Raw genomic sequence first — 14,051 nt, forward strand, 5'->3', positions numbered from 1 at the left:
ATACCCTCCTGCCAAGTAATAAGATATATCACATTACTTCATATATTTAGCAGAAGGTGTGGAATTATACTTTATAAAAGACGCAGCATTGAATAGTAAACAAATATTATATAATCACGAGTTATCTTCTGGTTAAGTGGAGGTTTTTGAAATGCATCCAGCTTTTCTGCATTAAAGCAGCAATATCTTCTTCATATTTGTTTTTCTCTTGGAGGGTACAAGAAGTATTTACTTTTTCCTTAAGCTTTATTATCGTGGATATATCTGAATGACTTAAATGATCAAATGGTCTAAATTTCATACACTTCTCTTCCTTTCTTGCTAAATGCAGTGCGGTAAATATCCCATTCTTTTTCTTCTAGAGAGTAGAGTTCTACCATGCTTCTGGCATTTTCTTTTTGATATTGTATGGTTTGCAATGCGTGTATTTCCTCATTTGTAAACATTCCTTTATCAGCTTTCATTCTTAATACTCCTTTCAATTCAGGAATGAATAATGCTTTTGCTGTCAGGATAGGCATTTGAGAAGGCGTATATACATGATGGAGCTATAAAAGGAAATAACTGGGTGGTGATGATAGTGGGAAATCGTGAAAGCTAAAAAGAGGAGGTGAAAAAAGTGAAAAAAGCCAAGAAGAAGTTTAAGCTTCCAACCCAGGCAGATGCAAAAGGGGAAATTGGAGTAAGAACCGGATCAAGCAGTAATCAGCCTTTTACTCGCACAGAAGAGATAACCGGGGATTCAGTCGATGCACACCGGGAGATCGAAGTGGCAAATGAGGATATTGCGAAAGATGAGATTATGCAGGTTTATAATAATTCATAGGACCTGAGGTGACACCGGCAATCGCGCCGGTGTTTTATTTGTGTTATAGGTAAATAAAATAAAACTGCTTCCGCGAAGAAGCAGTTTTCACAATTATTTATTTGATGTGTTTTTTTCCGGTTTGTTATCCCAGCTTTCAATATTTTTAAGTCCTTCAATGCTGTTTCGGTAAAAGACAGGATCCTCTCCTTGGTCTCGCTGGGTTTGGTAATCTTTCAGTGCTTTAAAAGCAATCCTTCCTAGGATAGCGATGGCAATAAGGTTAACAGTAGCCATCATTCCCATAAATAAATCAGCCATGGACCAGATTAATTCTAATTCACTCATGGCTCCGACCATAACCATGATGAGAAACGCAATTCGGAAAAGAAGAAGGTAAATCGGCTTTTCTGAAATAAACTCCACGTTGGTTTCGCCGTAGTAATAGTTACCAAGCAGTGAACTAAAAGCAAAGAAAAAGATAGCTATCGTAACAAATAGTGAAGCCCAATCCCCAATGTGTGCTGTCATGGCTGCTTGTGTCAGCTGTATACCTTCCATTTCGCCCACTGTATAGATATCAGTAAGAAGAATAAGGAAAGCAGTGGCACTGCAAATAATGAGGGTATCAATTAATACACTGAGCGATTGGATGAGTCCTTGTTTGACTGGGTGAGAAACATAAACGGTAGCCGCAGCGTTTGGCGCGCTTCCCATCCCGGCTTCATTAGAGAAAAGGCCGCGCTGTACTCCGTTCATAATAGCTGCTCCCAAACCACCGCCAACAACTTCCTGAAGACCGAAAGCATTGCTGAAGATCAAGGAAAAGACAGCAGGAAGCTCAGTAATATTAATGATCATAATGATTAACGAAACAAGAATATAAGCGGTGGCGAATACAGGAACAATCACTTCTGCGACAACAGCAATGCGCCTGATCCCGCCAAAAATTATGATACCAATTAAGATGGCGACGATCATTCCAACCCATACAGGACTAATCCCATAGGCGCCGACAAAAGCATCTGTAATCGTATGAGTCTGAACGGCGTTAAAAATAAGACCAAAGCAAAGAGTAATTAAAACGGCAAAAAATAGACCAAGCCATCTTGCTCCCAAGGCTTTTTCCATGTAATAAGCCGGCCCGCCCCGAAATCCGTCTTTGTCTTTTACTTTATAAATCTGAGCCAACGTACTTTCAATAAATCCTGTAGCAGCACCAATTAAGGCGATTAGCCACATCCAAAAAATTGCCCCTGGCCCACCTAATGAAATGGCCACAGCTACCCCGGCCAGGTTTCCTGTACCTACCCTTGCAGCCGTGCTTATGGCAAATGCCTGAAATGGCGTGGTTCCTTTGCGTTCTTTAAACGCTGTACGGTCTGTTCCTTTAAAGAGCTGTCGAAACATTTCACCTAGCAAACGAAACTGAACAAACTTTGTGGCAAAGGTAAAATAAAAACCTAGAATAAGAAGCAGGGCTATAAGTATGTAAGTCCAAAGGAGATCGTTTCCCAGCCCTACAAGCTCTCCAAGCCACGTATCATTCCTGAATAAATTTTCCATCTGATCAACCTTTCCTAATATAGTAGACAACCATTCTTGCAAAAATCACCCGGAATTGACAAGGTTTATTAGTACAAGAGGAATACAGGCTGAGCGGAGCAAGAACAGATTTCAGAAATCATCTATAAAATTCCCCTTATTTTGAGCAAATAAACAATATATCATAATTTAAAATCGTGTGTATTGACAAAAAAGAAGTTGCTTTTGACTAGCAACTTGGATAGACTAAAAAGTGACTCAAATAGAAAAATGGTCAATTAAGAGGAGTTTATACTTATGCTACAAAACAAAAGAGAGATGATTGTGCAAGCTGCTGCTTCCTCTTTTTCCATGTTTGGTTACAAAAAAACGACAATAGATCAAGTGGCCAAGTTGGCTAATATAGGAAAAGGAACAGTTTACACTTCATTTGAAAGTAAGGAAAACTTGTTTGAAGCCGTGCTCGAACAAATGCTGCAAGAAATTCAGCATGTATTTGATAATTCCATTGAACCTGAGAAGGAAGTAGAGGAGAACATTTCCATTGCACTATATGAAATTCTTACCTTTCGAAAACAGCATCAGCTGCTGTTGAAGTTAAGCCAGGAAGTTTCAACGATTGGTTCAGCAAATGCGAAACAGGCTTTGGAAAAAGTGGAGAAATTCATTATTGAGTGTATTCAAAAGCTTCTTGAAACAGCGAAAAACAATGGAAAGGTCAGTGTAGAGGACCCTCACATCACGGCGTTTGTAATTTACAAGCTGTATATGGCTGTGACTGTGGAATACTCGGAAATTTATGAGCCATTAGGAAAAGATGAGATCGTACGGTTATTTAATAAACATTTAACAAGAGGCATTTTAAGTAAGAGCAGATCACAAAGTCTATCATCAAAGCAATAGGGCAATAAGATTTCTTCCTGTTGCTTTTTACTTTCTTTGGATAAGAAAACGAAGTGAAATTTTTTTAGATTAAAAATGACTATTTGAATAAAATGGTCAAAAATGGAGTGGGGAATTATGAAAGGGTACACTGGCGAACTCAAAGGCATCATTACATCTAAGAAATTGTTTATTGCAATCATTGGTATTATTCTAATGCCTTTGTTATATGGAGGGCTTCTCATTTGGTCGTTTTGGGATCCATATGGTCAAATAGAAAATTTACCTGTAGCTGTTGTTAATGAGGACACAGGGGCGGAGGTGAACGGAGAAAGAATAGAAGCTGGGAATGATTTCGTTAAAGAATTATCCAAGGATCCTTCTCTTGCCTTTGAGTTTGTATCAAAGGAAGAGGCCCAAAGAGGATTAAAAGACCATTCCTATTATTTTTACGTGGAAATACCGAAAGCATTTTCTCAAGAAATTGGCTCGCTTACAGAACCATACCCAACCCAGGCAAACATTTATTATGATATTAATGAAGATTATAACTATGTATCTTCTCAAATTGCCGAAACTGCTATTAAAGAAATTGAGCATGAATTGTCTGGAGCCTTAACAGCAGCCTATGTTGAAATTGCAAACGATGCTTTTAGTGAGCTTACTCAAGCTGTTTCTGCCTTACAAAAAGGATCACTTGATGTTGCGGAAGGGAACCAAAAAGCCGAAGAAAATATAAGAATACTAAATGAGGGCTTGGTTTCTCTGACGAAAGGTTCAGAAGAGGTCGATAAGGGAGTTTATGAAGCAGCTTCAGGAAGTAATCAGCTTCTGGCTGGAGCAGAGGAGGTGCATCACTACCTCCATCAATCAGAAGAAGGAAAAGAAATAAAAGAAGTATTTGAATTAGCAGCAGAGAAAATAGAAAAAGGGATAATTCTGCTTGAAGACTCAGATGCTGAAGAAATAGATGACTCCTTTGAAAAGGTAAACAATCACCTTGGGGAGATCCATGGTCTCCTTTCACAGGCTGACGACTCTATTTATGATATCACTGTAAAGGCAAGCGAGGTTCAGCAAAGGACAGAGGAGATTTATGAGGAGATAGATAAGGTACTTTATACCATGGAAGGTCATGCGTCCAGTCTTACTACCTCAATTGATGAAATCTCGACAGCACTACTAGAATGGGAGGAGTCTACTAAAAAGATTGAAGGGAAGATAGAGGACCCACTGAATGCACTGGAAGATATTCATTATCTGCTGAAAGAGTTACCATCTCTACTGGATGAGGAGTACCCGGAATGGAGAGAAAGCGAGGATTTAACGGCATGGTACAACAATATTAGCATGCTTTTTCCTGAAAATGAGGGAGAGGAAATACAGCAGGCGTTCCAATCGCTACAGGATCAGGTGCGTGAGATTGATGAAGACATGGGGGCAAAACAGGAAGAAGTACATCAAGTATTAGCTTCACTTGAAGAGGATGCCGCTGAGTACCGTAATACGATCAGTCATATTAATAATGAAATCCAGCAAATGAGTGATGAACTTATTTTATACCTTGAAGATATCCAGGGAGTTATTCAATCAGCTCAATCTTCACTGCCCCGCAGTTTAAATGAGGGCCAGATGGAAGAAGAATTGGAGGTCATGAATGATACAGTGCTGGAAGTGCTTTATGATGTGCACCATGGGTTGTTAGATATTGAATCCTTTTATGAAGGGGCTGTTGTAGCGGAAGAAGAGGCGTATGAAGGAATAAAGGCTTTAAATAATGGTTTACAGGCTCTTGAGGCAGGTTCAGCAGAGCTATCGAACGGGCTTGGGGAGGCAGAAGAGGGTGGCTTTGAACTTGCAGAGGGTCTCAATGAGTTAAGTGAGGGTTCTGAAGATTTAAGTGCCAGCTTAACAAAGTTAAGTGACACGTTGATGGATTATACACCTTCTGAAAACCAGGAAAAAATGTTTGCAAATCCTGTCCAGTCAAAAAGCCCATCTCCAGCTGCTGATTATTCTTATGGAGAAGGTCTCACTCCTTACTTTTTGTCGATTGGCCTGTATGTGGGCGGTCTCACACTTTCTATTATTTACCCTTTTCGTACCCCGCTGGCTGCTCATGAAAATGGCTGGCAGTGGTTTCGCGGGAAGTTTGGAGTTGCTGTAACAGTCAGTATTTTACAATCTATGCTAATGGCTGGATTCTTGCTTTTTATTATTGGCCTGTCTGTTGAAAATACTGCTGGGTTTATTTTATTTAGCCTTTTTACAAGTATTGTATTTGTTTCGATCGTCTTTTGTCTCGTGGGTATATTGGATAACCCAGGTCGTTTTATAGCTATCATTCTCCTGATTCTTCAGCTTGGCGGAAGCGCAGGGAGCTTTCCAGATGAACTGCTTGCCTCTCCCTTGCAGAGTCTTCACGGGTGGCTTCCCATGACCTATTCGGTACTGGGGTTTCGAGCGTCAATCTTTATGGATTCTACTCCGCTACTAGTAGAAAGCGTCTGGAGGCTATCTATAATGATGGGAGCTGTTCTTCTTGCTTCCACCTTCTTTTACCTAGTAAAATACAAAAAACTTTGCTTGCCATTTTTGCCTCATGGAGATAAATCATTTGATAGAGCTGCCTGATTCAGGGCAGCTTTATTTTTTTACATAATTGATATTCTACCTTTTATATTGACTATTTACATAAAAGTTAAAAAGAAGTAGATAGCACTAATAATCAATCCCAAGACAGCAAGACATCTTGCAATAATTTTTAAGTTGTACTGAGCAGGGTCGTTAATTTTCCAAGTAATAAAAAGGGCAAGAACAGCTGAAATGACAGCAAACACCACGGGAATAACAAGAGAGAGTACACTTAAAATAACGGCCATAACAGCAAGGCCTTTTTGGCTGGAGTTTGTTTCCATATTACTATTCCTCCTTTCAAAGTATTTAGGCAGAAATTTACAAATTCAAGGGTGTGTGGGGAATGTTGGAAATAAAAAACACATCACCCAAGCATACATATATAAATGCAAAAGTATGATATTTAGTAAGAAGAAAATGATAGCAGCGTGAAAACCCTGAGATCAAACCTGGGAGCAACTACATTTCATTAAAAAAGCTAGTGCCACTCTATCACATTTATCCTTTGATAGAAACAAGTATCCTCTCTAAGAAAGCAGGGGACAGAGAGGAGGGTTTTTTAGAAGAAGATAGGTGACAAGCATGAAAAAAATTCTTCTGCCAGTCTTATAGATGAAGGAGGAGATTTAGTGAATCACGGTAAAAATAAGATGATGCAAGAGATCTATGAGAAGGTTGATGATCTATGGGAAGAGGAGGTCAGATTTCTTCAGCATATAGGCCGTTTTCCAAGCACTTTAGGGAATGAAGGAGCCTTGCAATCATTTTTCATAAATTATTTTAAAGATGAACTGAAGCTTGAGGTGGATTCATTTGTCCCTGACGTTAAGGAGCTTTCTGTTCATCCTGCTTTTTCTGTGCCGGAGTGGTCTTATGATGGGCGGCCGATAGTGATAGGCAGCAAAAAAAGAAAAGGGAAGAAGACAGGGAAAAGTTTAATACTTCAAGGGCATGTAGACGTAGTCAGTCCTGAACCTTCTTCAGCCTGGGATTATGATCCGTGGGGAGCAACCATTGTCGGGGACAAAATGTATGGCCGGGGAATACAGGATATGAAATCAGGAATTGCTGCTATGATCTTTGCCTACAGAGCGGTAAAAGAAGCGGGTTATGAGCTTGGAGCAGACCTGAGTTTTCAAACGGTAATAGAAGAGGAGTGCACAGGAAATGGGGCACTGGCAGCCTTAATGAGAGGATACAAGGCAGACGGAGCTCTTATTCCGGAACCCTTTGCTCAAAAGGCTGTTATTTCACAAATTGGAGTAATTTGGCTTCGAGTAAAAGTAAAAGGTTCAGGTGCCCACACCGAAAGAGCCTACCAGGCTGTGAATGCCATCGAAAAGGGATATGTAATGATCAAAGCATTTGAAACATACAGAAACTATATAAATAATCGACGTAAACATAAAGATTATAAGGATCATCCTCATCCCTTGAATGTTAACGTCGGAACATTTCATTCAGGTGACTGGCCTTCAAGTGTGCCCTCTGAATGTGTAATAGAAGCCAGGGTAGGTTTTTACCCTGATGAAAACCCGGCTGATATAAAAAAAGAAGTTAAGAAATGGCTGCTGGAAGCCGCCGCAAAAGACAGCTGGCTGAAAAAAAATCCACCGGAGATAACCTTTTACGGCTTCCATGCTGATGGTGTATCACTCGATCAATCCTCGGAATTGTTTGAAGTGTTAAGAAAAAGCCACGAAGAGACTTCCCACACACCTTTTGAAACAACCTCTATCACTTGTACAACCGATATAAGGTTGTTTAATTTATATTTTGGAACTCCAGCCACATGTTACGGTCCTGCCGGAGGCAATATGCATGGTAGTAATGAGTGGGTGGATCTGAGAAGCATGAAAGAAGTGACAAAAGTATATTCCCGCTTTCTCACTCATTGGTGCAATGCAGAAAAAGAAAATAAACAGGTGTGAAGGGCATTTATGTATCCAGCTTTCTACTTGTTCTTGCTTCTGTGAATGCTTATCTATTTATCACCTTACAACTTGTAATTATTTTCATATAACCCGTATAATGGAAGAAACGGAAGGAGGTAAAGATGTGATCAATCTCTTTAAGAATGGAGAGTTATTATATGAAGTACAAGTGGTGCGGAGAACAAAACCACGCAGAGTTCGTCCAAGAATGCAGCAAGCAATGAGTGTCACCTACCCCTTAGGTAAGGGAAAGCTGATCCCCGGACAAATCGAGTTTATGACTCTCGACCCTCTTCCAGAATATCCTCGTTACAGTATTGAAATGGGTGGAAACGATTATCAAATTGAAATCATACATCAGGACAAAAAAAGAAAAGTCTATACTGCGAATTATTATCCAGACGCTAATCAGGTCATTGAAGGCCCGTAAGCAACTTCCTCTGTTTTACAAACAAAATTTTCTCTTACTCTAAATTTAAAAAACGCACGATGAAACCAATTCTTCCATCTGATAAGGCCCTTATTCAACACAATAAGGAGGGATTATTATGGAAAAGACTATCCTTCGCTTTTTTGAAAAACACCGTCCAAAGTTTTACCCACTTGGAGATGAATGGTGGTATGTTGAGCGCAAAAAAAGTGCAATAGCGTCTTTTGTGTTTTCCTTTAAACGATACATGGATCCTTCTACTCTTCCAAATATAACTGGTTTTTCTGTTGTTATTGATGCGGGGAGTGCAAGAAAGGATAGGTTTGCATCCGTTGATTACGAATACACGAATGAAGACGGTGAGACTATACAAGTTGAGTTATTTAGCGGGAACTTGCATAAATAATCCTTCTTTACCAAAATCAATGGAAAAAGCGGAACACCGGCAGCTGGGTTTATTTCACAGGAAGATAAGAAAAGGAAATAACATAAGCAAGGATTTGTTTTATAGACCTGAGGTGCTGTGACAGCGGCGTAGGTCTTTTTATTTTGGGTCATAGCAAATAACTGTACAAGAACATCACTCTTCTAACAGCAAAATGTAGTAAAATAAATCTCGGAACCTTATTAGAATGAGAAAGGATCAGGTTATGCACCAGGTAAATAAAAGAATACCTTTTACTAATAGAATCCCTGCCTACCGGTTTACGTTATTAAAGAAAATGATTGTATTAATCTGCTCCTTGATCATCTTCATGCTGGTCATTTTAGGATTTTACACAAATGCAAAACACTCAGATACGGTGTCAGAGCAAATGGGCATTCGAGCGCTGAGTGTGGCTCAATCTGTGGCAGAAATCCCAGAAGTTCAGGAAGCGTTCTCATTATCTTCTCCTTCCGAAGTGATTCAACCGATTGCAGAGGCCATACGCACTCAGACAGATTCTGAATTCATTGTTGTTGGAAATAGAGATGGAGAACGATATTCTCATCCTAATGAAGATCGAATTGGCCAGACAATGGTAGGTGATGATAATGACCGGGCTCTATACTCTGGTGAGTCTTATGTTTCTGAAGCAACAGGCTCTCTAGGCCCCTCGATCCGTGGGAAAGCCCCTATCATTACGGCTGAGGGTGAAATAATCGGTGTCGTTTCTGTTGGTTTTTTACTTGACGACGTTGAAATGACGATCGGAAACTATGTAACAGAGACGTGGTATTGGATTTTTCTTTTTATGCTAATTGGAATCATTGGCGCTACTTTAATTTCACTTCACGTGAAAAGGTCAATCTTGGGTCTGGAACCAGAAGAAATTGGACGTCTTTTCCAGGAAAGAGAATCCGTATTCCAATCGATTCACGAAGCGATGATTGCTGTAGACCGCCGGGGTATCGTTACGATGTGTAATAACCAGGCGGGAAAAGTGCTTCAGGTGGAAAGTGATAAGGTCGTTGGAAAATATATAGAAGACGTAATCCCTCACACTCAACTGGCAGAGGTTTTGGAAACGGGGGAGAGACAATTTAATAAAGAATTGTGGGTCAATGAAGAGCGCTTTATCGTTAACAGAGTTCCCATATACTATGAAAATAGATTAATGGGGGCTGTGTCAACCTTCCGAAATCGTACGGAAGTGGAAAAGCTGGCTGAAGAGCTTTCAAACGTTAAACAATATTCAGAAGCACTGCGTGTTCAAACCCATGAGTTTTCAAATAAATTAAATACAATATCAGGCTTCCTTCAGCTGAATCAAACAAAAAAAGCTGTTGAATATATAAACAAAGAGAGCAAAGAGCAGCAAGAATGGATTCATTTCTTCATTCGCAATGTCAGTGATTCCTATGTAAGTGCTGTTTTATTAGGTAAATTAAATCGAGCCCATGAACTGGGTATTAAAACGGAAATTCATCCACACAGTGAATTAGTAACACAGCTTACAGAAAAACAAAGAGACGGATTAGTAACAGTGATCGGGAATTTGTTTGAAAATGCATTTGATGCTGTGTTAGAAGGAGAAAATGACCCTGTTATCCATGTGTTTTTTACTGATATGGGCCATGACATTCTTTTTGAAATTGAAGACAGCGGCCCGGGTATTGCAAAAAAGCATATAGAAAAGGTTTTTCAGAAAGGATTTACCACGAAGGAAGGTACTCACAGGGGAATAGGCCTCGCCTTAGTACAGCAGATTTTGGAAGAAGCAGGGGGAGAATTAGCTTTAGAGACGAGTGAGCTGGGTGGTGCCTGTTTTATTTTTACAGTCCCTAAAGAGTTGAAAGCAGAGGGTGGTCAATATGAGCAACTCATTTACTAAGAAGAATATATACAATGTATTTATCATTGAGGATGACTTTCGTGTAGCCAATATAAATAAACAGTTCGTGGAAAAGATCTCAGGATTTCAGGTGGCCGGCATTGCAAATACCGGAAAAGAAACACTAGAGTATCTGGAAGAAACAAGTGTGCTCCCTGATATAATATTATTGGATGTTTATATACCTGATGTAGAGGGATTGGAATTGATGTGGAAGATTAGGAAACAATACGCCGGCATTGAAATAATAATGGTAACGGCAGCCAAAGAAGCAGATACAATTAAACAGACAATGCTAGGGGGAATCTTTGATTACATTATTAAGCCAGTTGATTTTAACCGGCTCAGCCAGACCTTTGAACGGTACGTTGAAAAGCAGAAACTACTTGATAGGAAACAGGAAATCACACAAGAAGAGCTGGATGCGATAAGAGGAATAAAGGCTTCACCTGAAGAGAGAGAAGGTGGAGACGGAAAGCTTCCCAAAGGAATTGACCCCTTGACCTTGGAAAAAGTGGATGTAGTCCTTGAAGAGAGCAGAAACAATGGATGTACAGCTGTGCAAGTAGGTCAACATATTGGAACAAGCCGATCGACGGCCAGAAGATATTTAGAGTACTTGGTTGTAACAAATCGCGCAAAAACGGAGTTAATTTATGGGGAGGTAGGAAGACCAGAAAGAAGGTACATTAAAACCTAAACAAATAAGGAGAGTGAAAAACGCCCCGCAACTTTTGCAGGGCGTTTTTTTACCTTATATAGAAATGATACCAATCATGATAGCTGCGGCCATTAAGACCAGGCTGAAGCCCCACACCCAGAATATAGAATACCTGATATGTTTCCCCATTTCACAGCCGGCAAGCCCGAGAGCAAGCCACAGGGCAGGGGCAAAAGGACTTACAAATGTTCCAATGATATTTCCAATAATCATGGCATAAGCAGCAGAAAAAGTGTCTACACCGTAACCTGTCACAATTTGTTCCACCACTGGAAGGAGTGCGAAATAGTAGGCATCAGTGTTTAGAATCAATTCAAAAGGAACACCAAACGCTCCAATGACAAGATGTAGATAAGGAACGATAAACGCTGGTAAAATAGCTACCATGTCGACAGCAATTGAATCCAGCATCCCGGTCCCTCCTAATATTCCCAGGAAAGAGCCTGCAGCTAGGATAATGCTTGCCATGAGAAGAGCATTTGGTGCATGTGCTCTTATGCGATCCATCTGATCGCTTACTTTCGGGTAATTAAGCGGCAGAGCAATACTTAAAGCGATCATAAAGACAAAACCTGCTGGAATTTCTCCCCAGACCAGTGCTGCGATCATGCCTAATGTAAGTAAAAGGTTTAACCAGATTAGTTTCGGACGTGCCCACTCGTTTGTTTTTTCTTCCGCAGGCTCATTAATGTCGGCCGCTTCTTGGGCAGACGCTGCTTCTAAATGAGCTGACTCGGTTTCACTAAGTTTAGCAATGCGACGCTTTTCACGAATTCCTAAAATTACAGCCATTCCTATCAACAGCACAAGAGCAATTCCCTGCAACGGAATGAGGGGTCTCCATAATTCAGTAGGATCCATTCCGAGTACAGCACTCGTACGGCCCAGGGGACCAGCCCAAGGGAGCATATTTAAAATACTGGCTGCTGTACCTACCAATAAGAGAAGGAGGTACGGGCTCATTTTCAGACGTTTGTACAAAGGGAGCAATGCAGGAATGGTAATAAGAAATGTAGAGGCTCCTGAACCGTCCAAATGGGCGACAGCAGCTATGATAACGGTTCCGACAGCCACCGCAATTACATTTCCTTTTGAGATTGCAATCATCTTATTTATAAAAGGGTCAAACAATCCAGCGTCTTGCATTATTCCAAAAAAGAGAATAGCAAAAATAAACATGATAACGACGTTAATAACGCTGTCAATTCCTTCACTAAAGAATTCTCCAATTTCAACGATCCCAAACCCGGCAAACAGGGCTCCAATGATCGGAACCATTACTAAAGCAATGATTGGTGATACTTTCCCTTTAAGAAGTAAGGCAACGATTGTGATTATTGTAGCAAATCCAATGATGCTTAACATATAATTTTTCTCCTTTCAAAACTTACTAAAATTTTAAGAAAACGCTTTCAGATAAACAAGGAATATTCACTTTTTTCGAAGTTTCTGATATGTATAACAATTTATCATGACAGTACAATGAGAGAATAGATTATGTATCTAAGAAAAATAAGAGATAATAATAGCATATTGTTTATTTTGTTCATATTGTTCGCAGGGAGGGATAAGCTTCCAAATGACCAATTACTACGCTCAGTCGGATGGAAGACTTATAATATTGAAATACATTTGATTAATTGAAAATCATTTTCAATTATGTTGACGTTTTTTATACTTTTGTATACATTTAAACTGTTACAGAGTTCACACCAGAATTTCAGTCTATTCATCAAGTGTTAGTTGAGAACGATAAGCCATTGATATGGTAATCAAAGAATGTAGTCAAATGATTTGGATTGAAAGGTAGCTGTAAAAGAGGGAAAGCAGGAAAGGAAATGGATAGTATGAACAGAATTAACGATTATATTGAGTCATTATTTCTTACCGAGGATCCTTTGCTTGAGGAAGTGATTTCATCCATAAAAGATAACGGCATGCCTGCCATTTCTGTCTCTGCCGCCTCTGGTAAGTTTCTTACAATGCTCATTACAATGGCTGGCGCTAAAAAAGTTTTGGAAATAGGGGCTCTTGGAGGATACAGCGGTATTTGCCTTGCAAGGGGTTTTAGCACAAAAGGAACATTGATATCTCTGGAGCTAGAGGAAAAATATGCAAAACTGGCACAAAGTAACCTTACTAAAGCCGGCTTTGGAGACCAGGTTACATATATGACAGGGGAAGCGTTGGAAAGTCTTGAACAGCTTGTAAAAGAAAATGAAAAATTTGATTTTTTCTTTATAGATGCTGACAAAGAAAATTACAAAAATTATTTAGATTACAGCCTAAGGCTAGCAGAACCTGGGGCATATATTGTGACAGATAATGTCCTTGCAGGCGGCAGTGTCGCAGACCCTAGTGTGAATCCTAGACGGTACACCGAAGTAATGAAGCAATTTAATCAAACCGTAGCTGAACATCCTTCGTTAGAGTCCCTACTTATTCCACTTGGGGATGGGCTCACTGTTTCAAGAGTAAAGGATTATTAAAATACCCTCCTTTTTGAGACGGAAAAAAGAATTACTTAATTTTAGCTTTTGAATTCAGAGAGTACTATGGCTCTTGAACAGTATAAAGTATGCTATTCACTTAAGCCCAAGGCAAAGGACAAATAATATATTACACCCTTAACAAAAGATCAACCACCAGATTAATTTTGGTGGTTTTTTTTATTGACTTTGTTACATTTTGGTTTTGATTTTCGTTAAAAGATGAGCACTTGTACCATCCATCCATGCTTCACTTTATTACCATTAACAACGTTTTTATAAGGCGTTTTGCT

Annotated in this window: 14 protein-coding genes; 9 read left to right on the top strand and 5 right to left on the bottom strand. The window is 39.7% G+C overall.

The features are described 5' to 3' along the window. Positions 1-121: 121 nt before the first annotated feature. Positions 122-301 (bottom strand): hypothetical protein, encoded by a 180-nt coding sequence (locus CEF17_RS05745; RefSeq protein ID WP_100398681.1) that lies wholly within the window; start codon positions 299-301, stop codon positions 122-124. Further along, positions 291-464, bottom strand: a complete 174-nt coding sequence (locus tag CEF17_RS19870; protein ID WP_157842938.1) for a hypothetical protein — start codon at positions 462-464, stop codon at positions 291-293. The genes CEF17_RS05745 and CEF17_RS19870 overlap by 11 nt, the downstream gene beginning before the upstream one ends. 155 nt (positions 465-619) lie before the next feature. On the opposite strand from CEF17_RS19870, the gene CEF17_RS05750 reads away from it, so the two are divergent. Continuing rightward, complete coding sequence (locus CEF17_RS05750; RefSeq protein ID WP_054635779.1) at positions 620-826, top strand: hypothetical protein; 207 nt, start codon at positions 620-622, stop codon at positions 824-826. Between the two features lie 93 nt (positions 827-919). Here CEF17_RS05750 and CEF17_RS05755 read toward each other — a convergent pair whose 3' ends face one another. After that, positions 920-2,371, bottom strand: a complete 1,452-nt coding sequence (locus CEF17_RS05755) for an alanine/glycine:cation symporter family protein (RefSeq protein WP_100398682.1) — start codon at positions 2,369-2,371, stop codon at positions 920-922. A gap of 276 nt (positions 2,372-2,647) precedes the next feature. On the opposite strand from CEF17_RS05755, the gene CEF17_RS05760 reads away from it, so the two are divergent. After that, positions 2,648-3,253, top strand: a complete 606-nt coding sequence (locus tag CEF17_RS05760) for a TetR/AcrR family transcriptional regulator (RefSeq protein ID WP_100398683.1) — start codon at positions 2,648-2,650, stop codon at positions 3,251-3,253. A 117-nt stretch (positions 3,254-3,370) separates the two neighbouring features. Continuing rightward, the gene (locus CEF17_RS05765) at positions 3,371-5,866 is read left to right on the top strand and encodes a YhgE/Pip domain-containing protein (RefSeq protein WP_198508893.1); all 2,496 of its coding nucleotides are present in this window, start codon (positions 3,371-3,373) and stop codon (positions 5,864-5,866) included. Between the two features lie 56 nt (positions 5,867-5,922). Here CEF17_RS05765 and CEF17_RS05770 read toward each other — a convergent pair whose 3' ends face one another. Beyond that, positions 5,923-6,150 carry a hypothetical protein gene (locus CEF17_RS05770; RefSeq protein WP_100398685.1) on the bottom strand — a complete coding sequence of 76 codons (228 nt, stop codon included), beginning with the start codon at positions 6,148-6,150 and terminating at the stop codon, positions 5,923-5,925. 348 nt (positions 6,151-6,498) lie between these two features. On the opposite strand from CEF17_RS05770, the gene CEF17_RS05775 reads away from it, so the two are divergent. From CEF17_RS05775 to CEF17_RS05795, 5 genes are all read left to right on the top strand, one after another. Then, the gene (locus tag CEF17_RS05775) at positions 6,499-7,800 is read left to right on the top strand and encodes an ArgE/DapE family deacylase (protein ID WP_332835284.1); all 1,302 of its coding nucleotides are present in this window, start codon (positions 6,499-6,501) and stop codon (positions 7,798-7,800) included. Between the two features lie 127 nt (positions 7,801-7,927). Beyond that, on the top strand, positions 7,928-8,233 hold the full coding sequence (locus CEF17_RS05780; RefSeq protein WP_100398686.1) for a hypothetical protein: 306 nt from the start codon (positions 7,928-7,930) through the stop codon (positions 8,231-8,233). A gap of 118 nt (positions 8,234-8,351) precedes the next feature. Further along, the gene (locus CEF17_RS05785) at positions 8,352-8,639 is read left to right on the top strand and encodes a hypothetical protein (RefSeq protein WP_100398687.1); all 288 of its coding nucleotides are present in this window, start codon (positions 8,352-8,354) and stop codon (positions 8,637-8,639) included. A gap of 226 nt (positions 8,640-8,865) precedes the next feature. Further along, a complete protein-coding gene (locus CEF17_RS05790; protein WP_232725423.1) occupies positions 8,866-10,548 on the top strand; it encodes an ATP-binding protein in 1,683 nt (560 codons plus the stop codon). Then, on the top strand, positions 10,529-11,248 hold the full coding sequence (locus tag CEF17_RS05795) for a response regulator (protein WP_100398688.1): 720 nt from the start codon (positions 10,529-10,531) through the stop codon (positions 11,246-11,248). The genes CEF17_RS05790 and CEF17_RS05795 overlap by 20 nt, the downstream gene beginning before the upstream one ends. A gap of 54 nt (positions 11,249-11,302) precedes the next feature. Here CEF17_RS05795 and CEF17_RS05800 read toward each other — a convergent pair whose 3' ends face one another. Continuing rightward, a complete protein-coding gene (locus CEF17_RS05800; protein ID WP_100398689.1) occupies positions 11,303-12,634 on the bottom strand; it encodes a CitMHS family transporter in 1,332 nt (443 codons plus the stop codon). A 482-nt stretch (positions 12,635-13,116) separates the two neighbouring features. Here CEF17_RS05800 and CEF17_RS05805 point away from each other — a divergent pair, with 482 nt between their 5' ends. Then, a complete protein-coding gene (locus CEF17_RS05805; protein WP_100398690.1) occupies positions 13,117-13,758 on the top strand; it encodes an O-methyltransferase in 642 nt (213 codons plus the stop codon). Positions 13,759-14,051: the final 293 nt, after the last annotated feature.

Source organism: Bacillus sp. FJAT-44742 (assembly GCF_002797315.1).
In the GTDB taxonomy this organism is placed as follows: Bacteria; Bacillota; Bacilli; order Bacillales; family Marinococcaceae; genus Thalassorhabdus; species Thalassorhabdus alkalitolerans.